This window comes from Fortiea contorta PCC 7126 (assembly GCF_000332295.1).
Classification (GTDB): Bacteria; Cyanobacteriota; Cyanobacteriia; order Cyanobacteriales; family Nostocaceae; genus Fortiea; species Fortiea contorta.
The window spans coordinates 2,825,507-2,848,399 of the sequence record NZ_KB235930.1; the positions used below are offsets into that span (position 1 = coordinate 2,825,507).

A 22,893-nucleotide genomic window follows, 5' to 3' on the forward strand; every position below is an offset into this window, starting at 1 on the left:
AAAAGCTCAACTAAATTCTAATGGTAACTCTAATTGTTTCTTGACTTTCTCTTTGGGAGACCATTCTTTAGTTTCTAAAAAATCAATAATAGTTTGAGCTAACGCTTTTGATGCCAAATATGGCACACCATTACCAATAGTTTTAAACATATTGGTGAGGGACATATTTTCTGGTAGTATGAAATTTGCAGGCATAGATTGAATAGCTAATGCTTCTGAAACAGAAATTCGGCGGACTTTATAGGGATGTAAATGTACTTCATTATTACCGTAACAAGCTGTGGGAGAGTAACGCCATCTGTGCAAACGTTTGAAAGACTTTTTAGAAACATCTCCTTCATCCACAGCCACAAATCTTGTAATACCGGCCCTTGGATGAAAATAGTGTTGAGTATTAGGATGATTCAAAACATCATTTTTTCTAAACCAATACTCAACAGTTAATTCCTGAGGAATATCATCAGGGGGAAGAATTATAGAATCTTCTTTAAATAGTTCACATTTACGCCAAGGGTAGGCAAAAATTTCTTTTTGGGTATATAAAATATGATTGTTCCAAGGGAAATAACCTTCAGCTAGTAATTCATTACTACCAATTTGTATTCCCATATCCTGAATTAAATTACTGTGGAAGCCAGTCAGGATAATTCTGTCTCTATCTTGAGGTACACCATATTCAATAGCATTAATTAATCGTTCAGTTAATACATAGCCTGCTTGCTGTAACCTTTGCTTGAGTGATTCATAAAATAAACGATGTTTTGTGGTTCTCCATAAACCCTTGACATTCTCAAATAAAAAGAAATCTGGTTGATGGTGACAAATGAGTTCAACATAGGAAGCCGAAAGTTGACCGTTATCTCCCAAAACTCCTTTGTTTTTCCCGCCAATAGAAAAATCAGGACAGGGAGGCCCGCCAATGAAGCCGATAATATTATGAGATTTGCGACAATCTTTGACTAATTCCCACAGGCGTTTTGCTGCTAAACCTTGGATAAGTTGGCTGACATCTGCTGCTTCCCCTTCATGGTATCCATATTCGGGTGATGGTAAATTTAGAACTTCTCTTGAATGGCGGTAGGCTGCTATAAATGGAGAGAAAATTTCATTCACATAGACAATATTAAAACCGCTAGTTTCAAAGCCTAAATCTAGCAAGCCTGAACCTGCAAAAAATGAGAATATACAAGGGTTATTACTCATTAACTATAAAGTTAAACCGATGTCTTGCCAAATCTAAATATCTACTAAAAATTTTGAAAGTATACTACCATAACAGAAAAAATTGGATGTTTTTATTAGCTACGATAATTTTGTTGTTTCACGCAAAGACGCATAATAAAAACTTTGCGCGCCACTTTCTTCAACGGGGGGAACCCCCGCAAAGAAGTGGCTCGTCTTTGCGTGAGATTATCCCACAGTTTCAACTGGCTGCGCTTCTGGCAATAAACGCTTCACACCCTGCTTAACAAAACCTTGCAAAGAAGCCATCTGCTGATTTCGTTGAAAGACATTTTGCATAGTTTGGCGCAATTTATCCCAATTCAAACCAGTTCCAGTATCTACGGCTATTTCCTGCTGTTGGAAATATTCAACTAAACTTAAACCTGCTACTCTGGTGAGATAAGCTGCACTCACACCCTGCACTGCACCGCCGGCTACGAAAGTGACAGCGTTACTTTTGAGAACGGTACTGATAGCTTTTGTAGAAAGTTCGACTAAACCCAGTTTCAGCATCAAACTTCCCATTGTTCCCGCTACAGTTTGTGCTTGTTCTAAGGAAAATTTCTGCTGATAAATATTACCTAAATCCATTACCATCTGGGCATTAATAGCTGCAGTGGCCAGGATATCGAGTGCTGGTACTGGGTTAGCAAAGGCAGCAGCAGCAGCTATCCACTGATATTGTTCAATAATTGGGGTAGCGCGATCGCACCGAGTTTGATTTAACCAGTTTTTCGCCTCAGTTTGCAATAATTTAGCTTTCCGCATGGTTGTTACCCACACCAGCTTTTCTGATTGCTGTGCTAAAACTTCACTCAATCGCTGTGTCAACTGCTGGATATCTGGTGCTGGTTTTTCCATCCACTCTTGTACAGAACCATCTGCTTGATGTTTCCGCACTTTCACAGGAATAGGAGATGTTGCAGTCGCCACTACATGTTCCTGCATCCGCTGTTGCAATGACATTAAAAGACTAGCACGCTCGTCTGGTAAATACTGGTCTTGTTTATTGAATACCAGCATTAACGGCTGATTTGCTGCTTTGAGTTGCTGTATTGTTTGAAATTCTGAATCTGTCAAATCACCGTTGGTTAAAAATAGGACAAAATCAGATTCTTGCAATTGAGCGAAAACATCTGCGTCTGATGTTTCCCCGGCTTCTCTAAACAAAGGCGCTGTTTCTTGAAAATTCAGAGACTTGAGATGTAAAGTCTCGATATTTTCTTTGAGGATTTGTATCAAGGTGGTTTTACCCACCGATTTTCCTCCGGTCACTGCTAGTCGAATTGTTTGTCTATCTAACTCTAGGAGTAACTGGGTAACTTGTTCTCGTAGTGTTGCTAAAGCTGGATGGTTTTCGGCTTCTTGTGCTAGTTGGTTAATTACGGCTTCGATTTTTGCGATCGCACTTTCTACTGTTGCTCGATCTACGACTATATCATCTAGCTGCTCTAAACTATTTTTAGAGCGATTTTGTTGGTATAGCCATAAACCACCACCAACTGCTAAAGCACTCAATAAACCCAACTCACTTACCTGCACGATGGAATCGTGCCAACTTTGTAACATCCACAGGGAAAAGGATAGTCCCAATCCTCCCACTAGAATTGGTCGCTGCAACTTCACAACTATGACTCTCCGAGCTTTTTGGAAGGTTTCTCCTCCAGAATAGATCAAAATAAAACAAATCCCTGCAACCTTCATAGATTACAGGGAATTTGTTACATCTTTTATTTGGTGGCGGGAAGTGGATTTGAACCACTGACCTTCGGGTTATGAGCCCGACGAGCTACCAGGCTGCTCTATCCCGCGTCGCTTACTCATATAGTCTAACCCAAAGTCAAAAGTTTGGCAACTATAAAAGCGATAATTCTCCCACCACTTCCAAACGCTTGTATTTACCGAAGATCATAAATTTTTCTGACAAGCTTTCGGCGACGCTGGGACTAATCCAGCCCATTTGTTGGAGTAGGTGAATGGCAACAGCATATTTTGCCCGCTTTGCTCCATCCATGACTTTAATTGCTAATCCCATACCTTCACCGAGTCTGGCGATGCACTGGACGCCTTCAGCACCAGCTTTACTGAGTAGTTCTCCAGGACACAGGCGCATGAGTTCCGTATCAAATTCGCCGTCTCCTGCTACCAGCGCCGGGTGATGAGTCATGGCTCGGACAATGCGCTCCATATCTAGATTATTGCTAGCAGCTAGCAAAGCGTACAAGGAGGCCATTTGACCGAGTTGCATCAGATATGTGGGCGCACCGCAGTCATCATGAGCACTAATAAATTCTGCTGCAGGCATTCGCAGTAATTCTGCTACTTTGCCTAAAATTAACTGTTGGACTGGATGTTTGCGTTCTAAGTAGTTAGTCAGGGGCCAGTGGCGTTGCTGACAAACAGCTAACATGCCTGCATGTTTACCAGAGCAATTGTATTCTAGAGGACTGCTCTTGCCTTCTGGGATGGGACATTGAAGCGTAGTTGGGTCAATATCGGCGCGCCACAGAATGTTAAATACTTGTCTTACCTGCTCTACGGTTCCCTTGTGGGAACTAGTAATAATCGCTAAATCGCGATCGCTCAAATGATAGCGTTCCAATGTGCCTGTGGTAGTAATTGCCAGCGCCTGAAAAGGCTTGAGCGCTGAACGCACGAAGGACGCTGTTTCCGAATTACCTGCGACAGATAATACTCGCGCTCTTTCGTCACAGACAACAGCCTGGACTATGTGTCTGGATTCGATGAGACCTTCGCGCAGTAACCTGACTTCTAGTGCTGCGGCTTGAGTTCGTTTTCCCATTGTCATGGGTAAATATTTATCACTTTTTATTATTAGTTGTCATTAGTCATGAGTTTTTTGTCATGGATTGTGACTAATAACTAATGACTAATTTAAATCAAATGCCAAACTATAGTACCAGCAAGATACATTCCCGCCAAGCCAGCAAAGGTAAATTGCAAGCGTCGAAGGATCGGTTTAATTTCGTAGGAGACAATGAGGCGATCGCGGTTGAGTAATTCTGGGGGTTTGATCCAGGTTTGTCCGTCGTACCAGCCGGATTCTTCATAAAATACAGTCGCACTGAATAGGCGGTCGCTGATATAAAACCAGCCTAAATACAACCGTACTAAGACCAGTATCACCCCCACACTCGCACCTGCGGCGCTGCAGAGGAGAAAATGGGCGATATACTTATGGGGCGGAAAACTGGCTGCGGCCACTGGCCCAGCCACAATCCACGAAAAACCCCAAATCCACAGCATTTTTGTGATGTAGCTGCGCCAATTTAAAGTGCAGTCCCGGAATAACCAAGCTATTTTTAATTCTTCATATTCGTTGAGCGGTTGCTGCTCAGACGGCACGGGACAATTAGAGACTGAAGATTTGATCATGTTGGTTTACTCCGGCCCTCATCAAATTTTGGCAGTTCCACCCGTTCTGCATGTGACCAAAACGCCTCTAAGTTATAAAACTCCCGTTCTCTGGGCATCATGATGTGAACTATCACTTCCCCATAATCTTGCAGTACCCAGCTACCTTCGGCTTTACCTGCTGTCCGCAACGGGCGTCTTTGCCATTCACTCTCTACTTTGGTTTCAATAGCTTCGGCGATCGCCCTGACCTGTACTCGAGAATAGCCAGTCATCAGCACGAAATAATCAGCTAGGTAAGATACGTCTGTCACCTTCAACAGCAAAATATCTCCTGCTTTGCGGTCTGATGCAGCTTCGGCGATGGTTACAGCTAGTTCCTCACTCACCTGTTCGCTCTCGGCTTGTGGACTTGTAACCGCGCTCTTGGTGACAGAGACAGATTGTAATGGGAGATTTCCTTGGAAATAATCAGACATTAAACCTCAGGTGCTTTATCCTTTTTGTGACAATTTTTTACAATTACTACAAACCAAAAATTAAACTACAATTGGTGAATCGGTTTTTTTGCATATTAACAAAAAACCGATATTTATGTGGCTTGCTGATATCTGGTGATGAAAGCAGAATTTGTGCAGCATTATTGAGGTAGTTTGACGTCGTACTGGTTATGGAGTGGGCAGAATGTCAGACACATTTGCCTGATATTCTCCTCAATATTTTAAACCGATTTTGGAGCCTTCCAACTGGTAATTGGCGGATGTCAGCCTATTTTCACGGCAACGCCACGATTTTCAGATATTTTGTCCCGTCAAAGTTCATGTTGAAGCCAAGACGTTGCTGAGAAATTTCTACGTGGCGGCATCACTATCACAACCTGCTGCCAATAGCTTACCGTGCAGCTAAGTTACCCGTAGCCCGTCTAAAGAGTGAATAGCGATCGCTCAATATACCTCTGTAAGTAGAGTTTTTGATTTTCGGTTGTAGCCAGAGTAGCGATAGCAAAATTATATATTTTTTTATTAAAACAAAAAAGAACCACAGATAGACAATGTGAGCGCCATGAGTTTTTCTCCATGGTATACACAAGTTTCATCTGTGATTCAATTAAAAAAATTTACCTATGCAATAGACTTGATCACCAAATTCAGAACTAAAAATTTATCTTCTAATCTTTAACCCCTAGCCTATGATGTTAACATCTGTTTATTAAACTTCTTGTTCCGAGATAATTCCCGATTCCATAGTTGAAAAATCAGCCGCCAAGGAATAAAACAACATTTCGTAATTATTCACAGCTTGCTCGAAAGCATATTGCTCAACAGCAAATCGGCGACTTTTATAGCCAAAATTTTTGACTTTTTGAGGATCTTGGTACAATTCTGAAACTGCATTTGCTAAAGCTTGAGGATCTTCTGGAGGAACTACAAATCCACCCCCGCTCTGCTTAATAGCTCTTGCTGCTGTGCCATTTTCCGGTACAGAAGCTACTATTGCTCTACCACTAGCAAGAAGCACTTGAATTTTTGATGGCATATTAAAAGATACAACATTTTTCTTTTGCACCACTAAACCAACATCTGCAGCTGCTAACATCTGCGGTAAGTGTTCGCGGGGTTGAAATGGTAATAACAAAACGTTATCTGCACCGTAATCTAAACACTCTTGTTGTAATCGTTGCAAACCTTTAGCTTCACCAACAATTACAAAAACTACCTCTGGGATGTGGCGCAACATAGCAGCTGCTTTGATGACGGTTTCTAGGCCTTGAGTTAAGGCAATATTACCGGAATATAAGACTACAAATTTATCTTTGAGGTTATGTGTGGCTCGAAAAGAATTATTTTCTTGGGGTAATGAACGAATAAAATTGACATCAACCCAGTTAGGAATTTGGACAATTTTGTCGGACGCCACGCCTTTTTTTTGTAAGTTGTCTACAAATCCATCGGCAATAACGCTAATTTTAGTGGCGGAGCAATAAGCAAATTTTTCTAATGCTGTAAATATTTTAATTAGCCATTTATTTTTCAGTAATCCTACGTGAATAGCAGCTTCTGGTAAAATATCCTGAAGATTTAGTATTACCGGACAATCACGCAACCATCCCAACAGAGCCGCCGGTACACATACAGGTAGTGATGGTGATGTTGAGAGAATCACATCTGGACGCCAACCCATGAGAGCGGGGATAAAACTTGTTACCACGAAACTAGCATCTAGCAATATCCGATCTAATAAGTTGGGTTGTGGGCGAATCCAAACAAAACTACGTTGAATTTGTACGCCATTTTTATATTCGTTGAGATACAATTTACCCCGATAGCCTGGGTAAATTTGACGCTCAGGATAGTTAGGCATAGCGGTAACTACTCGCACTTGATGTCCTCGCTTGACTAGTCCCTCCGCTAATTCAGTCATCAACGGGGCTATACCAATTGGCTCTGGATAGTAGTTGTAGGAGTAAATTAAAATCCGCATAATAAACTACTCAGAAGTTACTAGTTTCTTAGTTGATTAAAAATTTTTTTGAGGAGATTGATAAATTTCTCTTAGAGAAGATTCGTCATTCTCAAGTGTCTAAAGTTAATTTTCTCTTTGGACTTCCTTAATGTCAGGGGCTTTAATTGAAGATTGGTTAAATTTTTTAAAATGTACTTAAGTAGTGAGCAAGTGCTATTTTACTAATTGCAGAGCTTGCAGATTTATTAGCTATGCAATAGTGCTTAAGTAAAAACCCTAGGAAGTGGAATCTATTCAGTTTTAGTTTTGAATTGGTGTAATTGTAAAAAATTTGGCAATTTATAGATCAAACATCCCTCTTCAATCTTCAAGATGAAAGGGATATCTGTAGCGAATATTTTTGAGAAAGAAGAGCAATTTTTTTAGAGAATCTGCGATAAGAATTTGCGGGTTCTTTCTTCTCTGGGATTTGTGAAAAAAGTTTCTGGGGAGGCTGACTCGACTAGAGAACCGCTATCCATGAGAATCACTCTGTCGGCGACTTCACGAGCAAATCCGACTTCATGGGTAACTACTACCATTGTCATTCCATCACGGGCGAGACTCCGCATCACATCTAATACTTCCCGCACCATTTCTGGATCTAAAGCCGAGGTGGGTTCGTCAAAGAGCATAATTTTTGGTTGCATGGCTAATGCGCGAGCGATGGCTACTCGTTGTTGCTGTCCACCAGATAACTGTCCTGGATATTTATGTGCTTGTTCTAAAATTCCTACTCTTTCTAATAATTGAATTCCTAATTCTTCCGCTTTTGCTTTTGGCGATTTCCGTACCCAAACTGGTGCGAGGGTGATATTTTGTAAGACGGTGAGATGGGGAAATAAATTAAATTGTTGAAATACCATGCCGACTTCACGGCGAATTTTTTCAACATTTCTCAAGTCGTTAGTGAGGGTGATACCATCAATAATAATTCTGCCTTTTTGATATGCTTCTAAAGCATTGAATGTACGGATAAATGTTGATTTACCTGAACCAGAAGGGCCCATTAAAACTAGTACTTCTCCACGATTTACTGTTAAACTAACCCCGCGCAAGGCATGATATTTTCCGTACCACTTTTGCACTTCTTCAGCAATAATTATCGAGTTTTGTTCCGTCATCTTTGATTTTTACTTCTAAATGTTATTTTCAACAATACCTAGCAAATTAAAGCACTGCCAAAATTTTAACAAACCTGCTGTGATTTTTTTCCTAACTGACATTGCTTTTGTGTCATACAAAACTTGCGCTTAAATGCTTGTGTAAAATGCCCTAAATGAGAATAGCCCATAGCATGAGCCACTGCTGATACTTGTATATCTCTGTGGCGTAGTAATATCTGTGCTTGCACCTGCAAAACGAGTTAGAATGAGTTCTCATATGGCAACAGACCGGAGACTCAAATGACCTCAGCAGCAACAATCGCCATACCCACAAAAGAGTCGCCTCTATTGTTTGAGGGAATGACCTGGAGAGAATTTAAAGCCGTTGAGCAGTTGCTAGACCGTCCAGGACATCGGCTGTCTTATCTAGATGGTGTTTTGGAGATCAGAAAAATGCCAGGAGAAGCGCACGAAACTGTTAAGAAGAGAATTGCTGCATTGTTGGAACTTTATCTACTCACCGCAGGATTTGATTTTACACCCACAGGCTCAATGACCTTGGAAAGCGAATCTGGTGCTGTGAAGCGAGAAGCGGATGAATCTTATAAACTGGCTCCTGGTCGAGTACGCCCTGATTTGGCGATTGAGGTGGTGTTTACCAGCGGCGGAATCAACAAATTAGAGGCGTACAAGCGGCTGTTGATTCCAGAATTGTGGTTCTGGGAAGATGGTGTACTGGAAGTTTATCACTTGCGGAAACAGGGTAACGCGCTTGACTATGAAAAGGTTTCTTGCAGTGAAGAGGTTAAAGGGATTGACCTGGATTTGTTGTTACGCTGCATTGATATTGTGAATCATGTTGAGGCTATCAAAACTTTTCAGCAAGCGCTTCAACCATAGCTGATAATTTTAGTGAATTATATTAGTTTACTGGCTTAACTGTTTTTCTAATCTGCGAGATGCTAAAGACATAGAGTAACAAAATACCCAATAAATCAATCCAATAAATAGATATACTTCTGCATAACGACCAATAAATTGAGGCTGTGCCAAGATAGAGCGAGCAATTCCAGTGAGTTCTATTAATCCTACTAAAGATAGGAGCGAGGTATCTTTAAATAAGCCGATAAACTGACCTACAATCGCCGGGAGCACTGCGCGCAATGCTTGAGGTAGGACAATTAATATCACTACTAAAGGTGTATTCAATCCCAATGCTTGGGCGGCTTCAATTTGTCCGCGTGGGATTGCTTGGAGTCCACCGCGCACATTTTCTGCCATATAAGCAGCACTGAATAATATTAAACCGGCGATCGCTCTGATTACTCGATCTAAACGTACATCTGCTGAGAGCACCAAAGGTAACATTACTTGTGCTAAAAACAAAATTCCAATTAGTGGAACTCCTCTAATAATTTCAATGTAGAGAATAGAAAACCAGCGGACGACAGGTAAATTACTAGTGCGTCCCAAAGCTAATAAAACCCCAATTGGAAAGGAAAGGATAATACTTACTGCTGCCATTAATAAAGTAAGTAGCAAACCGTTCCACAAGTTTGTTGATACTGTTTGTAATCCAAACCCGCCACCAATTAACCACAATATCACGGGAGAAGATAATAACCATATTAAAGAAATCCAAGGAATTATTATCTGCTTAAATCTCTTACCAATTTCCCAACCTATAAATAGTAAAGCAACAATTAATAGTAACCAAATTCGAGAGATTAAATCTACTGGTAAAATTACTAAAATGATGCCAATAATTACACTTATGAAAGTAATTTGACGTTGAGAAAACTGTTGTTTACTAGAGAATATTCCCAAGGTTATAGCACTTAAAGTCACAGCGATCGCTAACACAATCCAAACTCGCCAGTACAGAGTTTGCGGGAATCTTCCTACTAAAAATAAAGCTAAATTAATTTTAATTACTTCCCATTGAGCCGAGAATATCGCCCAAGTTAAAATTCTTCTTGTGATCCAAAACAGCAACCCTAAACAGACAACAGTTAATAAGCTGTTGTACCAAGTATTAAATAGATTTTTTCGTAACCAAACTAGGTTGTTATTTAGCATTTGTCATCAAAAAAAGGAAACAGGAAATAGGCTATTGTTTATCTCTCCTGGATTTGGACAGCACGATTGCACAAATTCATGACTACAGAAATAGTTAAACTTAAAATAAGATAGGTGAGCATGATGAGCAGCATGACTTCTACAGCTTTCCCGGTTTGGTTAAATGTGGTAGAAGCGACAAAATAAACGTCTGGATAGCCGATGGCGATCGCTAAACTGGAATTTTTGGTCAAATTTAAATACTGGCTGGTTAAAGGTGGAATAATTACCCGCAAGGCTTGGGGTAAAATTACCAGGCGCATAACTAACCCTGGTTTTAATCCGAGCGATCTGGCTGCTTCCCATTGTCCTTTTGGTACTGATTGAATTCCCCCCCGGACGATTTCTGCAATAAATGCACCTGTGTAAAAAGTTAAGCCTAATAATAAAGCGGAAAATTCAGACGACAAGGTAAACCAAGGAAGTTCTACACCATTTTTACTCAAGTAAACTAGTCCCCATAAAGAAATTTTATTTTCTGCTGTGGGGAAGCTGAGAAAAACAGCAAAATACCAAAACAGCAATTGCAAAAGTAAGGGTGTGTTCCGAAAAATTTCTACATAAACTAGTGTGAAATTCCGCACTAGCCAATTGTCAGATAACCGGGCTATACCAGCAGTTACACCGACAATTGTTGTCAGGAAAATTCCTACAACTGCTATCCGCAATGAGTTAACTAATCCTACCCATAAAGCGCGACTATAAGTATCAGTTGGTTTGTAGTTAATGGGGGTTTCGCCAATATCAAAGGACGCTTGTTGTTGCAGAAAATCGAAGCCGAATTGAATACCTAGTTGCTGTAGATTGCGGCTAAGATTACCCCACAATATTGTTACTATAACGACTGTTAAAAATATGGCGATAAATTGTCCTGTAATTCGCAAAAAGCGATGATCACGCCATAAAGGTGAATTTGGCATTTGTTATCAAACAAGGGAACAGGGAACTCTTAACAGGGAATAGGGAATAGGGAATAGGTGATTTCTTCTTCATCCTCCCACATCTCCACACTCTCTCATCCCCTCATCTCTCTAGCGAAAGGGTGGAGAATAGAGCAATCCGCCTTTTGACCAGAGTTGATTTTGACCGCGAGCTAAATTAAGTGGTGTTTTTGATCCGAGATTGCGCTCATAAATCTCGCCGTAGTTACCGACATTCTTGATAATTTTAGCGGCGAAGTCTTTTGTTAAACCCAATCCTTCGCCAAGATTACCTTCTGTACCTAAGAAGCGTTTAATATCTGGGTCGTTACTGTTAGTAAATTGATCAACATTTTGAGAATTAATGCCTAATTCTTCAGCTTTAATTAAGGTATAAACTACCCATTTAATGGTATCTGCCCATTTAGAATCTCCCTTGGCGACAGCTGGTGCTAATGGTTCTGAAGAAATAATTTCATCCAGAATCACGTTATCTTCTGGTTTGGGTAGTTGGGTACGGCGAGAAACCAAAGCTGAACGGTCGGCTGTAATACCGTCGCAACGTCCTTCAGCATAAGTAGCAAAAGTGACATTAACATCTTCAAAAACTACGGGTTTATAAGTAATATTCCGCTTCCGCATTTGGTCTGCTAAGTTTTGCTCGGTGGTAGTACCAGTTTGTACGCAGATGGCTTTACCTTTAAGGTCTGCGAGGGTCTTGATTCCGCTACTTTTGCGAACCATGATGGCTTGACCATCGTAAAAGATGACGGGTGCGAAGTCTAGACCAACTGAAGTTGCGCGACTCAATGTCCAAGTGGTGTTACGACTGAGAATGTCTACTTCCCCAGTTTGCAAAGCTGTAAACCGCTCTTTGGCGCTGAGGTTACGAAATTCTACTGCATCTGCTTGATCAAATAGAGCCACAGCTACTGCGCGGCAAACATCTACATCGATACCAGTATATTTACCGTCAGTGCCCACAAAACTGAATCCTGGAACTTCACCGCTGACGCCGCAAACTAACTTACCACGGCTTTTGATTGTATTCCAGAGATTGCGATTGACTGGGGCTACAGCGCTATTACCAGGAGTTCCGGCCGTATTCGCTGTGTTTCCTGACTCACCGCTACAAGCAGTTATAGCAAAGATTAAGGGTGCGATCGCTATTAATAAAGCTGACTTACTTATCAGGATCATCGTTAACTGGCAATCAATAATGTGTTGTTGACTACAATTATTCAGTGAAAATTAGTAGATGTTTGTAATATAAAACTTTTTTTGCTGAATATAGTAATCTGCTTTGATTTCTGAATTGATTCGCGTAGACAGGGAACAGGGAACAGGAAAAAGGGAATAAAAGTGTACTGAGTTTTTTTCAAAAATCAAATATGATTCCTATATATATTCATTTGTTATCGCAAAATGGAAATTTTCAACTTTGATAACTATCCTATTTCATGGTCAAAAGGGGGAACTACATATTAATTTTGTAGTAAATTGCTGAAGGGGAGACGAAATAAGCTACAATATAGATTCAATAAGCTTCATGGCTCTTAAACCTTGTTGATAATGCTTCCACTTATTACGATTAATTCTCATTAATTGTGTGACTAAATCAATACAGCTATCCTTGAAATGTACCCATGTTTGACCATATAAGCCGATATAAAAACTACTGTGTCTCCGTTGAGAACGACTCCTTTCTTTAATCCGAGCTATATATTTTTGGATTCCTTTGCGTTTAATAAGTTGACCATTAATTGTTGCAGAGGTGTAAGCGATCGCTATCAACAAAACTAGAGAAATAAAACGTTCACCTTGAACATTAGTGTTTTCTAAGTTATAGCCACCTGTTTTGAAATCTCTAAACATTTCTTCAATATCAAATCGCTTTTTGTAAGCAGCAATTGCTGACTCTAGGGTGTCAAAATTTGTTAAAATAAACCATGCTTCTTTGGGTGCTACTCCGTTAATTTTACGTTGCCACTTACCAGCCACATTAAAACTGATAAAACCCTGAGTCTTTGTTACCTTAACTCCCTTGATAAAAAAAGATACTCCAGGAGTTAATCCTAAACTGCTTAACTCCATAAACATATCTTGTTTAATTTCTACAAATTCATTCTTTTTCAATCGCAAACAAAAATATACATCCTTGCTCTGAAGGTACTTTGCTAGTTTTACCGAGCAAAATTCTCTATCCCCCAACACACAGATTTTATAATCTTTCAATATTGCTATAACTGGCGATAATATTTTCTGCTGTTCCGTGAGATTACTACTACCTAATTTGGGCAGCAAACTAAAATATATTGGTATGGCTCTTTTATCCCAAATCACGCTGACCATTAATAAGTTTATCCGACTCCAATTAGTCCTATCAATTGCTATATAAATAATTTTTTCATTCTGGAAGTAGTTTGCTATTAGTTCTTGAATAATTGGCAACCAAACTTTTTCAATTGTGAGATTTGGTAATGATAAAAATCTTTGTATTCTTTTTCTTCTGCTTTCAAATTTAATTCCCAAAGGTAGCGCATTCGCTAATTTTTCTAAAGTTACTTCTTTGATTGACTGCAACAGATGTATCAAAATTTTTAGCAACAGATATTCTGCTAAACTCAATTGACTTTTTAAGTGCTTTTGGTACAATATAGCTAACATTATCATTAAGTAGGTCTTATTGACAAAACTAGACCTACCTTTTTCTATCACAAAACGCTACCCCATCTTATACACCAAGCTTTTTAGGCTGTTTCGTCTCCCCTCCAGAGTAAATTGTCTCACTATTTTAATTTTTATAATTATTAAACTAACTTTGATAGATCACAATAAATATTAAATTATTTTTTACAAGTCTTGAGGTTTGATCCCTGCCATCAGAAATTGTGAAAGCAAAATGGTGATGGCATTCTTCTGTGGTACAAACTGGCAGAGTTTTTGGCTACCATGGTCAGATTGCACAAAAAAGCTAGTTGAATTTCGCTAAATTCATCAAATCTGCATAACTCTATCAGCAGATGATCCTGAAATTTCATGAATAGAGGCTAAATTGCACAATTCTCTGATGTCGGAAGTAGCAGCACCAACGTAAGCATCTGCCACCAGCAGGTTAAACTAGGTCTGATAACAGCTGCTCCACCGTTCCTTATGAGGCTTTTATGGGAGCTAATCTCAAACAGATTGCCAAGTACTTAGACAACCTTGGTTGGGACTACCGTTTTGATGATGAAGAAGATCGGATTATTACAGGTGTAGAGGCTGATTACCTAGAAGATTTCCTGATAGTTGTCCAACTGGATGAAGAGGGAAAATTTTTTCGGGTATTTGCTCCTCAAGTGCTGGCTGGAGTTCAGGAGCATCCCTACAAGGGCGCTATTCTGCAAACTATGCTAGCAATTTCCTGGGAAACCAAAATGCTGCAATGGGAGTATGACCCATCCGATGGTGAAATCCGAGCTATTATCGAGTTTCCATTAGAAGACTCGATTCTGACAGAAAAGCAGTTTAACCGTTGTCTGAGTGGATTAATCCAAATTGTGGACAGTATAGCCATGCCTCGCCTCAAACAGGTCATGGAAACTGGGCAAGATCCGGGTAATTTAGAACTTGGGGAAAGATTACTACTCAGTATTCAAGAAGAAGCCCCTGGGTTACTAGATATTCTAGAAAAGGCGATGGAGGCCAGGAAAAAACGGGGAAGTTTTCCTAACGAGTGAAGCGGATTATCACTGAAATCGCTATACTCCAAAGTGATAACCTCACTATATACTGAAGTTTTCTAGGGCTGGATTTTATGACATCCTATGCAACCTCCTCTGCCAAAGCCGAAATGAGTGAACTCCGGCGGTTAAAGGGCTTACTCCCTCCAGAATTGCAAAGCTGGGTCACGGTTGAAGGCACAACAGAGGTTAATCCATCCCTGATCCGCAGCGAAGAAATTGGTAAAGACCAAGTAGAAATCCAAATTGACTTGGTGAAATGGGATGCTCTGGCTATGGATCAGCGTAATCTACTATTTTGGCACGAAGTCGCCCGCGTTCAAAATGACACGATCCCCAAAGATGGTTGGGAAATGGCAGCATTGGCGATTGGTTTGGGCGGTGCTGTGGGCGAATTATGGGTACAGGATGGATTACTACTGGTGTTAGCCTTGGCGTTATGTGGCGTATCAGGCTGGCGACTGTATCAGAAGAACAACGGAGAAAAGCAACTCAAAGAATTACTCGATGCTGATGAAAAAGCGATCGCTCTTGCAGTTCGTTTTGGTTACAGCCTCCCCAATGCCTACAAGAGTCTTGGTAGCGCCTTAAAAACCCTCATTGATAATACAGCTAGTAAGCGCCAACGCTCTAAATATGACGCGCGACTTTCGGCTCTCAAACGCAGCGCTAATAAGGCAAAAGCTAAATCTAAATCTATCGAAGACAACGGTTTATAATTATCGCTGGAAGTCTCAAGTCTGAAGTTTGAAGTTTGAAATTACTCCAGCGACTTAGGTGCTGTGTAGCAATTTTCTACAACTTCAGACTTGGTTGGCTCTTGTTTCACAACTGATGCAACATCTTATGAGTTTGCGGGACTACGCGCACCTGTGCTCCCAATCGCTTCATCAAAGCCTGCCATGTTAAAACTTGTTCTGGAGAGGGGGCAAGTGTAGGTAAATTTGTCAAGTTTTCTGCTGGTGATAAAGGCGTGACAGGTTGTAAAAATACGGGAATATGGGGACTAACTCCTGTCACCAACAAAGCTGAACGTTCCAACTCCGCTGCATCCGTCTTGTCGGAAACAATTATTTTGACAAAAACGTCCACATGTGAGTCGTAGCATAGCCGCAGAAATTCTGCGTGTTTTTGCCAATGACTTTCGCCACTGACACTGGGTAACTTTAAATCCATACCTACGGAGTCTAAGTAGTGTAGAATTGTCACCAATAGGTCTGGACGATGACCACCAGTCTCCAGATATATGGGTAAACCAGTTAGCGATCGCACTTTTGGTAAGAATAAAGACAAAAATGAGGCATGAAGAAGTGGTTCACCGCCTGTCAAGCTAATGCTATCGTGTAAACAAGGTATATTTTGCCGTTCGACCCATTCAAGTAAAATGGGTAATGGGATAGGATTCGAGTGAATTTCAAAATCTCGGAGTCCAGGGTTTCGCTCTATTCTACAGGTGGTGGGTGCATTCCAAGTATGAGAGCTATCGCAAAAGTGACAACGTAAGTCACAAAGTGCGAAGCGAATGAAAAGCTGACGTGTCCCGACATTCAGTCCTTCCCCTTGAATAGCAGAAAAGACTTCAATCAGGCGTGCGGTGGATGTAACCGAAGTTTTAGCAGTCATAGGATGTTAGCAACGCGTTATGGCTGCGTCGTCACAAAAGCAGGTATGTTTTTTGGCTTCTTGTTCTATTGTGAATCGTCGCTAGCAATCTCTGCTTCCATCCCCACTAACAGTGATTAGTCCTTATTCCTAATGATCCCAGATGTAGTTAGGTATTTTTCTAGGACAAAAGAATTTTTTGGCAGACTACATTATACATGGTGACGAAAGTGCAGAGCTTCATGACTAGCCAACCCACAGAGGTCGATTTTCCCGTTACTTCCCTCAATGACACGGCAATTGTGCAGGTGCCTACACGTTTGAGTGTGCTGGAGGCTGTAGCCTTTAAGCAAACCTGTCAAGAATTAACCGAACTAAATTCACATCCCACACAAATCATTATTGATTTTCATCAAACTACTTTCATGGATAGTAGCGGTTTGGGTGCCCTGGTCAGTAATTTTAAAACTGCTAGGGAAAAGGATATTGGATTTATCTTGCGGAATGTCAGTCCATCGGTTATGGCGGTATTAAACTTGACCGGATTGGATCAGGTTTTTCCCATTGAATCTGTTGGTGGTTCACCCACAGAGACACAGAATAATATTTTAGATCATCAGGGCACACCTTCCCGTAAGGTTGAACAACTACCATACACTCATCCTTCTGTAGCATCTTGGATGAAACGGTGTATAGATATTGTGGGAGCATTGGTAGGTTTAGTGATTACAGGACTTTTATTTATTCCGATCACTATTGCTATTGAACTCAATGATCCTGGCCCTATTTTCTTCAAGCAAACTCGCTGCGGTTGGATGGGTAAGCGGTTTCAAATTTGGAAATTCCGCTCCATGTGTGTGGATGCAGAAGCCAAGAAATCTTTGGTAAAAAATCAAGTGCAAGGTGCTTTCTTCAAGAATGATAATGACCCCAGAATTACAAAAGTAGGGCGTTTTTTACGCCGGACTAGTTTAGATGAATTGCCGCAATTTTGGAACGTTCTCAAAGGAGATATGAGTTTAGTAGGTACTAGACCACCCACACCTGACGAAGTAGAACGTTATGAAGTACCGGAGTGGCAACGTTTAGACGTGAAACCAGGTATGACTGGAGAATGGCAAGTTAACGGCAGGTCTACAGTCCGCAGTTTTGAAGATGTAATTCGTCTAGATTTACAATATCAAAAAAACTGGTCTTTACTGTATGACTTTAAGCTAATTTTCAAAACTATAGCTATTCTGTTTAATAGAAAAAGTGGTGCTGTCTAGATAATTACCATAATTGTTCATTTATTGGTAATTTGTAATTGAGAAAATTCATCTTTAACTATACCCAAGCTCATGATGAGTTTGGGTATAGTTTTTTGTGGAAAACTCCAACTTTAGGATTAACCAACGCTGATAACGCTATTGATCTCTGCATCGTCTGCTGCTGGGAGTGCTTGGGTGGGAAGATGTACAATTTGCACTGAACAAGGGGCGTGATGCAGAACGTAGTTACTCACGCTACCAAGAAAGAATTCTGCTAGACCGGAGCGACCACGGCGCCCAATGACGATGAGGTCAGCATTCCAATTACGAGATAAGTCACAAATGAGACGACCAGGAACACCGAGACTTTGGGTAAATTCCGTATTAATGCCGACTGTGTTGGCTTGGGCGCTGTAAGATTGCAACAACTTCAGTCCAGCATTTTTATAAATCTCCCACTGCTTTTGGTAATAATCGAAGCTGGCAGAGTTGATTCCAGGATAGTAGTCAAAACTCGATAACATGGAAACATAAGGGCTGCTTTCTTCCTCTACAGAGAGGACATGCTGTAGCATTAAGCTAGCGCCTGTTAACTTTGCTAAAGCCAGCGCTTGTTTAAAGACTTGTGGCGCCATTTCTGAGCGATCTAATGCAACTAAAATCTTTTTAAACATATAAACCTCTGCTTTGATCAAAAATTAATGCTGGTTATGGGAAAAAATCTTACCCATCGCGCCTTAGCAACTTTTATTTGTTGGTGTGTTCAGCAGTTGATGACTTTTACTTAATTGCTTTTTCGTCTATAAATTCCGTCAATTAGATTCCTTATTTATATTTATAGGATGTAAATTTGAGGATTTTGTGAGGATAACAAATCATAAAAATTGTGATACCTTTAGCAATTAATATGAAAATTTTGGTTGTGGAAGATGACGAGCTACTAGCAGCGGCACTGACTGCGATTCTGACTCATCACAAGTATGCGGTGGAAGTGGCTAGCGATGGTGATGTAGCTGGAGATTTAATTGCAATTTATGACTATGATTTAGTTGTGTTAGATGTGATGTTGCCGAAGCTCGATGGCTTAAGTCTTTGTCGGCAAATTCGCTCTAGTGGTCGGCAAGTGCCCATCTTATTATTAACAGGGCGTGACAGTAGTCATGAGAAAGCAATAGGACTGGATGCAGGTGCAGATGACTATGTGGTGAAACCTTTTGATCAGGAAGAATTAATTGCGCGTGTGCGAGCTTTATTACGTCGGGGAGGAGCTACATCACAACCTATTTTGGAGTGGGGTAATCTTAGGCTTGATCCTAGTAGTTGTCAAGTGATTTATGGTGAAGATTTATTATCACTAACCCCGAAAGAATATGGGCTGTTGGAGTTGTTTTTGCGGAACAGTCGGCGGGTGTTTAGTTGCGGGATGATTTTGGAACATCTTTGGTCTTATGATGATACGCCTACAGAGGAAGCTGTCCGCACTCATATCAAAGGTTTGCGGCAGAAATTGAAGGCTGTGGGCGCACCTCATGATTTGATTGAAACAGTTTATGGTGTGGGTTATCGGTTGAAAACGCGAAAAGACAAAGCAGAAATTAAACATTTCTCGCCACAGCAACAGCAAACACTCAAAGCTGTTGCGGGTATTTGGGAGCAATTTCAGGGGCGCGTTGATCAGCAGGTGAGGGTGTTGGAAGCAGCGGTGACGAATCCGCAGTGGCGATCGCTCGCGGCCCAAGAAGCCCACACTTTAGCGGGTGCTTTGGGTACTTTTGGATTGGCTGAGGGTTCTCAACTGGCGCGAAAAATTGCCGTTTTGCTCGCAGATGAGCAATCTCCGACGCCGACTGTCATTGAGGATTTGGATGATTTGGTGCGGCGTCTGCGTGGGGAAATAGCGGCGAAAAATCAAGTATCACCACCCGCGCCCGATTTGGTTAGTCAACCGATGGGGGAAGAGGTGCAAATACAGAGCCGACAAATTAGTCTAGATGAGGGTCGCTGGCGCGCTATGTGGGATGCAAAACCAGACGGTGTTGTGGCGATCGCTGCTGATGGTACTGTATTAGAAATCAACCCAGCCGGATTGTTGATCTGGGAAGCAGATAGCAGTGCGGTGATTGGTAAGTCAATTTATCCGTTAATCGCCCCAGAATACCATGAGGCTTTTCGCACCCTGAATCACAGCGTCTGTCAAGGTCATCAGGCTACTCTTCCACTGGAGATGATCAACTCTAAAGGTAATCGGCGCTGGATGGAAGTTCACGCAGTTCCTCTGCGTTACACCGCAGACGGTCAAGTGGTGCAGTTGGCAATTATGCGGGATCTGACGCTCGCTCGACAAACACAAGCACAAATGCAGCGTCTACATCGTACCCTCAAAACCTTGATTAGTTGTCATCAAATTCTGGTACGGAGCAAGGAGGAGTCAGACTTACTGCAGCGAATTTGTCAAGTAATTATTCAGATGGGTGGTTATCGCTGGGCGTGGGTAGGTCAAGCTGATCATGATTTGCAGCGAAGTATCCGCCCAGTGGCTCAAGCAGGTGACTTGGATGAAGATTTGTTATTTTACAACATGACGTGGGCAGAGACTATTCCTGGACAAAATCCGTCGGGAATAGCTATTCGCACAGGTCGGACTTGTATTATTCAGAATATATCGACTGCCGCCGATGATCCAATTTGGCGATCGCCAGCCAGTAAACAAGGCTATGCTGCTTCTATTGCTCTACCGTTGATTGTGGAGAGTCAATCTTGGGGAGCATTAAATATCTACGCGGCGGAACCTGACGCTTTTGATACCGATGAAGTCAAATTACTCCATGAACTGACAGCAGATTTAGCTTATGGGATTGAGGCTTTGCACAATCAACGCGATCGCACCGTCGCCCAAACTGCACTCCAACAGAGTCAAGCGGCGCTACAACAAGCTAATAATCAATTGGAACTGCGCGTCGCCCAGCGCACCGCTGAGTTAGTCGGCTTGAATCAACAATTACAATCGCAACTGGACGAACGTCAACGCATTCAAGCGCAATTGCGAATCTCTCAAGCGAAATTTGCCCGCATTTTAGATATTGCTGATGATGCGATTATTTCCATTGATAGCCAGCAACGCATTACTTTGTTTAACCAGGGAGCAGAGAAAATTTTTGGCTACTCCGCTCAAGAAGTCATGGGACAGCCTCTAGATTTACTTTTACCACTGCGCTTTGCTCAAGAACATCGTCACCATGTCGCAGACTTTGGTAAATCTCGCAGCCTCGCTCGCACTATGGGAGAGCGGCGGGAAATATTTGGTTGTCGTCGAGATGGGACAGAATTTCCAGCGGAGGCTTCTATCTCAAAATTGGATATGGGGCATGAAATTTTTTATACGGTGATTTTGCGTGATATCACACAACGAAAGCAAATCGAGCGGATGAAAGATGAATTTGTGTCCGTTGTTAGTCATGAACTCCGCACGCCTCTGACTTCAATTCACGGTTCGTTGGGAATGTTAGCGAGTGGATTGTTGACAGCAGACTCAGAAGCAGGAAAACGACTGTTGCAAATTGCCACTGATAGTAGCGATCGCTTAGTTCGGCTGATCAATGATATTCTCGACATTGAGCGGATTGAGTCTGGTAGAGTCACAACAACCTTAACAACCTGCAATCTTGATGATTTGATCAAATCTACTCTCAACGTCATGCAGCCCCTCGCCGACCAAGCGGGAGTGCGCTTAGAAATATCTAGCTTATCTATACAAATATCAGCCGATCAAGACCGGATCGTCCAAACTCTCACCAATCTCTTGAGTAACGCGATTAAATTCTCAGGAACCGGAAGCACAGTTTGGCTACAAGCGCAAATACAAGAGGATGAAGTTTTATTAGCAGTTAAAGATATCGGACGTGGTATCCCAACTGATAAACTGGAAAGCATCTTTGAACGCTTTCAACAAGTTGATTGCTCTGATGCCCGCAACCATGATGGTACAGGTTTAGGCTTGGCAATTTGTAAAAGCATCGTGCAGCAGCATGGTGGGCGCATCTGGGCTGAAAGCATCCTGGGTGAAGGCAGTAGTTTTTACTTCACTTTGCCAATTCTCAAGAATTAGAATGAGCAATGACTAATGAACAATGACAAAAAAGCGAATTCTCGTAGTTGATAATGAGCAGTATATACAAGAAGTGACCAAGATTTGTTTAGAAACCGTGGCTGGCTGGGAAGTCGTGACAGCAGATTCTGGTGCTGACGGTATAACGAAAGCGGAAGTTTGTCAACCAGATGCCATCCTCTTAGATGTAATGATGCCAGAAATGGATGGAATCACTACCTTTGAGCAGCTCCAAGCCAACCCAGCCACAAAAGCCATACCAGTGATCTTTTTAACTGCCAAAGTCCAAGCCACAGACCGTCACCGCTATACTCAAATGGGGATGGTGAGTGCGATCGCTAAACCTTTTGATCCATTAAAGTTAGCCAGCCAGATAGCAGCAGCGCTCAACTGGAGTTAACAATTGCTTAAAAATCTCTTTCCCTAATCTCTAGTCTCTAGCCCCTTTTTTCCAGCCAGCTTTCATGAATCTAATTCTGTTCAACCGCTTAAACTAATGAATTATTGGCTGATGAAATCAGAACCAGAAGCATACAGCATCCTGGATCTACAGCAACAAAGCGAAACAATCTGGGATGGAGTTCGCAATTATCAAGCTCGCAATTTCTTGAGACAAATGCAACCAGGGGATTTAGCTTTTTTTTATCACTCTAATAGTAATCCGCCAGCGATCGCGGGATTGATGCGCGTGGTGAAAAGTGCGATCGCCGATCCGACACAATTTGAACCCACAAGCCCATACTACGACGCCAAGTCAACACCCGCATCTCCTCGCTGGCAAACAGTGGTTGTAGAATTTGTAGAGGTATTTGCTCGTCCCGTTTCCCTATCAACACTCAAAGAAAAATTTAGCCCCGAAGATTTGCTGGTAGTCAAAACAGGAAATCGCTTATCGGTGTTACCTGTCGAGGAAGCAGTAGCGAAAAAGATTTTGGCGATGACCACAGCTTAACCCCCAGGGAGCGA

At 41.6% G+C, this 22,893-nt stretch carries 20 protein-coding genes and 1 tRNA gene; 7 read left to right on the top strand and 14 right to left on the bottom strand.

Annotation, left to right across the window (positions count from 1 at the left end; genetic code table 11):
* Window positions 1-6: 6 nt before the first annotated feature.
* From MIC7126_RS0113095 to MIC7126_RS0113130, 8 genes are all read right to left on the bottom strand, one after another.
* The gene (locus MIC7126_RS0113095) at window positions 7-1,203 is read right to left on the bottom strand and encodes a DNA cytosine methyltransferase (protein ID WP_017653611.1); all 1,197 of its coding nucleotides are present in this window, start codon (window positions 1,201-1,203) and stop codon (window positions 7-9) included.
* Window positions 1,204-1,410: 207 nt separating this feature from the next.
* Entirely contained in the window at window positions 1,411-2,856 is a 1,446-nt protein-coding gene (locus tag MIC7126_RS0113100; protein ID WP_026100225.1) for a YcjF family protein, read from the bottom strand.
* A gap of 103 nt (window positions 2,857-2,959) precedes the next feature.
* Window positions 2,960-3,036: transfer RNA gene (locus MIC7126_RS0113105), tRNA-Met, on the bottom strand.
* Between the two features lie 43 nt (window positions 3,037-3,079).
* A complete protein-coding gene (locus MIC7126_RS0113110; RefSeq protein ID WP_017653613.1) occupies window positions 3,080-4,033 on the bottom strand; it encodes an asparaginase in 954 nt (317 codons plus the stop codon).
* 86 nt (window positions 4,034-4,119) lie between these two features.
* Complete coding sequence (locus MIC7126_RS0113115; protein WP_017653614.1) at window positions 4,120-4,620, bottom strand: CGLD27 family protein; 501 nt, start codon at window positions 4,618-4,620, stop codon at window positions 4,120-4,122.
* Window positions 4,617-5,078: a ribosome silencing factor gene (gene rsfS / locus MIC7126_RS0113120; protein WP_017653615.1), complete on the bottom strand. Its 462-nt coding sequence runs from the start codon at window positions 5,076-5,078 to the stop codon at window positions 4,617-4,619. The genes MIC7126_RS0113115 and rsfS overlap by 4 nt, the downstream gene beginning before the upstream one ends.
* 730 nt (window positions 5,079-5,808) lie before the next feature.
* Window positions 5,809-7,080, bottom strand: coding sequence for a glycosyltransferase family 4 protein (locus MIC7126_RS0113125; protein WP_017653616.1), 1,272 nt, complete (start codon window positions 7,078-7,080; stop codon window positions 5,809-5,811).
* 404 nt (window positions 7,081-7,484) lie between these two features.
* Complete coding sequence (locus MIC7126_RS0113130; protein ID WP_017653617.1) at window positions 7,485-8,225, bottom strand: amino acid ABC transporter ATP-binding protein; 741 nt, start codon at window positions 8,223-8,225, stop codon at window positions 7,485-7,487.
* A gap of 282 nt (window positions 8,226-8,507) precedes the next feature.
* Between MIC7126_RS0113130 and MIC7126_RS0113135 the strand changes: the two genes are divergently transcribed.
* Complete coding sequence (locus tag MIC7126_RS0113135) at window positions 8,508-9,107, top strand: Uma2 family endonuclease (RefSeq protein WP_017653618.1); 600 nt, start codon at window positions 8,508-8,510, stop codon at window positions 9,105-9,107.
* A 27-nt stretch (window positions 9,108-9,134) separates the two neighbouring features.
* On the opposite strand, the gene MIC7126_RS0113140 is transcribed toward MIC7126_RS0113135, so the two are convergent.
* The 4 genes from MIC7126_RS0113140 to MIC7126_RS0113155 all read right to left on the bottom strand — a co-directional run bounded on the left by MIC7126_RS0113140 (window position 9,135) and on the right by MIC7126_RS0113155 (window position 13,912).
* Window positions 9,135-10,286, bottom strand: coding sequence for an amino acid ABC transporter permease (locus tag MIC7126_RS0113140; protein WP_017653619.1), 1,152 nt, complete (start codon window positions 10,284-10,286; stop codon window positions 9,135-9,137).
* 38 nt (window positions 10,287-10,324) lie between these two features.
* The gene (locus MIC7126_RS0113145; RefSeq protein WP_017653620.1) at window positions 10,325-11,245 is read right to left on the bottom strand and encodes an amino acid ABC transporter permease; all 921 of its coding nucleotides are present in this window, start codon (window positions 11,243-11,245) and stop codon (window positions 10,325-10,327) included.
* A gap of 111 nt (window positions 11,246-11,356) precedes the next feature.
* Window positions 11,357-12,445: an amino acid ABC transporter substrate-binding protein gene (locus MIC7126_RS0113150; protein ID WP_017653621.1), complete on the bottom strand. Its 1,089-nt coding sequence runs from the start codon at window positions 12,443-12,445 to the stop codon at window positions 11,357-11,359.
* A gap of 324 nt (window positions 12,446-12,769) precedes the next feature.
* Window positions 12,770-13,912 (bottom strand): IS4 family transposase, encoded by a 1,143-nt coding sequence (locus tag MIC7126_RS0113155; protein ID WP_017652111.1) that lies wholly within the window; start codon window positions 13,910-13,912, stop codon window positions 12,770-12,772.
* Window positions 13,913-14,409: 497 nt separating this feature from the next.
* On the opposite strand from MIC7126_RS0113155, the gene MIC7126_RS0113160 reads away from it, so the two are divergent.
* Together MIC7126_RS0113160 and MIC7126_RS0113165 are read left to right on the top strand one after the other, a co-directional pair.
* Window positions 14,410-14,967: a hypothetical protein gene (locus tag MIC7126_RS0113160; RefSeq protein ID WP_017653622.1), complete on the top strand. Its 558-nt coding sequence runs from the start codon at window positions 14,410-14,412 to the stop codon at window positions 14,965-14,967.
* A 77-nt stretch (window positions 14,968-15,044) separates the two neighbouring features.
* Complete coding sequence (locus tag MIC7126_RS0113165) at window positions 15,045-15,689, top strand: DUF3318 domain-containing protein (protein ID WP_017653623.1); 645 nt, start codon at window positions 15,045-15,047, stop codon at window positions 15,687-15,689.
* Between the two features lie 106 nt (window positions 15,690-15,795).
* Here MIC7126_RS0113165 and MIC7126_RS0113170 read toward each other — a convergent pair whose 3' ends face one another.
* Window positions 15,796-16,593, bottom strand: coding sequence for a 7-carboxy-7-deazaguanine synthase QueE (locus MIC7126_RS0113170; protein ID WP_017653624.1), 798 nt, complete (start codon window positions 16,591-16,593; stop codon window positions 15,796-15,798).
* 197 nt (window positions 16,594-16,790) lie between these two features.
* Here MIC7126_RS0113170 and MIC7126_RS0113175 point away from each other — a divergent pair, with 197 nt between their 5' ends.
* Complete coding sequence (locus MIC7126_RS0113175; RefSeq protein WP_026100227.1) at window positions 16,791-17,840, top strand: anti-sigma factor antagonist; 1,050 nt, start codon at window positions 16,791-16,793, stop codon at window positions 17,838-17,840.
* A gap of 119 nt (window positions 17,841-17,959) precedes the next feature.
* Here MIC7126_RS0113175 and MIC7126_RS0113180 read toward each other — a convergent pair whose 3' ends face one another.
* Entirely contained in the window at window positions 17,960-18,496 is a 537-nt protein-coding gene (locus MIC7126_RS0113180) for a universal stress protein (RefSeq protein WP_017653626.1), read from the bottom strand.
* Between the two features lie 233 nt (window positions 18,497-18,729).
* Between MIC7126_RS0113180 and MIC7126_RS0113185 the strand changes: the two genes are divergently transcribed.
* From MIC7126_RS0113185 to MIC7126_RS0113195, 3 genes are all read left to right on the top strand, one after another.
* The gene (locus tag MIC7126_RS0113185; protein ID WP_017653627.1) at window positions 18,730-21,927 is read left to right on the top strand and encodes a PAS domain S-box protein; all 3,198 of its coding nucleotides are present in this window, start codon (window positions 18,730-18,732) and stop codon (window positions 21,925-21,927) included.
* A gap of 22 nt (window positions 21,928-21,949) precedes the next feature.
* On the top strand, window positions 21,950-22,327 hold the full coding sequence (locus MIC7126_RS0113190; RefSeq protein WP_017653628.1) for a response regulator: 378 nt from the start codon (window positions 21,950-21,952) through the stop codon (window positions 22,325-22,327).
* Between the two features lie 96 nt (window positions 22,328-22,423).
* Window positions 22,424-22,879: an EVE domain-containing protein gene (locus MIC7126_RS0113195; RefSeq protein WP_017653629.1), complete on the top strand. Its 456-nt coding sequence runs from the start codon at window positions 22,424-22,426 to the stop codon at window positions 22,877-22,879.
* Window positions 22,880-22,893: the final 14 nt, after the last annotated feature.

What these genes read in the sequence shown, in the direction of transcription:
- MIC7126_RS0113160 (WP_017653622.1), top strand. Translation starts at nt 14,410, where the DNA reads ATGGGAGCTAATCTCAAACAGATTGCCAAGTACTTAGACAACCTTGGT.
- MIC7126_RS0113185 (WP_017653627.1), top strand. Translation starts at nt 18,730, where the DNA reads ATGAAAATTTTGGTTGTGGAAGATGACGAGCTACTAGCAGCGGCACTG.
- MIC7126_RS0113180 (WP_017653626.1), bottom strand. Translation starts at nt 18,496, where the DNA reads ATGTTTAAAAAGATTTTAGTTGCATTAGATCGCTCAGAAATGGCGCCA.
- MIC7126_RS0113115 (WP_017653614.1), bottom strand. Translation starts at nt 4,620, where the DNA reads ATGATCAAATCTTCAGTCTCTAATTGTCCCGTGCCGTCTGAGCAGCAA.
- MIC7126_RS0113175 (WP_026100227.1), top strand. Translation starts at nt 16,791, where the DNA reads ATGGTGACGAAAGTGCAGAGCTTCATGACTAGCCAACCCACAGAGGTC.
- MIC7126_RS0113190 (WP_017653628.1), top strand. Translation starts at nt 21,950, where the DNA reads ATGACAAAAAAGCGAATTCTCGTAGTTGATAATGAGCAGTATATACAA.
- MIC7126_RS0113095 (WP_017653611.1), bottom strand. Translation starts at nt 1,203, where the DNA reads ATGAGTAATAACCCTTGTATATTCTCATTTTTTGCAGGTTCAGGCTTG.
- MIC7126_RS0113130 (WP_017653617.1), bottom strand. Translation starts at nt 8,225, where the DNA reads ATGACGGAACAAAACTCGATAATTATTGCTGAAGAAGTGCAAAAGTGG.
- MIC7126_RS0113140 (WP_017653619.1), bottom strand. Translation starts at nt 10,286, where the DNA reads ATGCTAAATAACAACCTAGTTTGGTTACGAAAAAATCTATTTAATACT.
- MIC7126_RS0113170 (WP_017653624.1), bottom strand. Translation starts at nt 16,593, where the DNA reads ATGACTGCTAAAACTTCGGTTACATCCACCGCACGCCTGATTGAAGTC.
- MIC7126_RS0113150 (WP_017653621.1), bottom strand. Translation starts at nt 12,445, where the DNA reads ATGATCCTGATAAGTAAGTCAGCTTTATTAATAGCGATCGCACCCTTA.
- MIC7126_RS0113110 (WP_017653613.1), bottom strand. Translation starts at nt 4,033, where the DNA reads ATGACAATGGGAAAACGAACTCAAGCCGCAGCACTAGAAGTCAGGTTA.
- MIC7126_RS0113125 (WP_017653616.1), bottom strand. Translation starts at nt 7,080, where the DNA reads ATGCGGATTTTAATTTACTCCTACAACTACTATCCAGAGCCAATTGGT.
- MIC7126_RS0113195 (WP_017653629.1), top strand. Translation starts at nt 22,424, where the DNA reads ATGAATTATTGGCTGATGAAATCAGAACCAGAAGCATACAGCATCCTG.
- MIC7126_RS0113145 (WP_017653620.1), bottom strand. Translation starts at nt 11,245, where the DNA reads ATGCCAAATTCACCTTTATGGCGTGATCATCGCTTTTTGCGAATTACA.
- MIC7126_RS0113165 (WP_017653623.1), top strand. Translation starts at nt 15,045, where the DNA reads ATGACATCCTATGCAACCTCCTCTGCCAAAGCCGAAATGAGTGAACTC.
- MIC7126_RS0113135 (WP_017653618.1), top strand. Translation starts at nt 8,508, where the DNA reads ATGACCTCAGCAGCAACAATCGCCATACCCACAAAAGAGTCGCCTCTA.
- rsfS (WP_017653615.1), bottom strand. Translation starts at nt 5,078, where the DNA reads ATGTCTGATTATTTCCAAGGAAATCTCCCATTACAATCTGTCTCTGTC.
- MIC7126_RS0113155 (WP_017652111.1), bottom strand. Translation starts at nt 13,912, where the DNA reads ATGTTAGCTATATTGTACCAAAAGCACTTAAAAAGTCAATTGAGTTTA.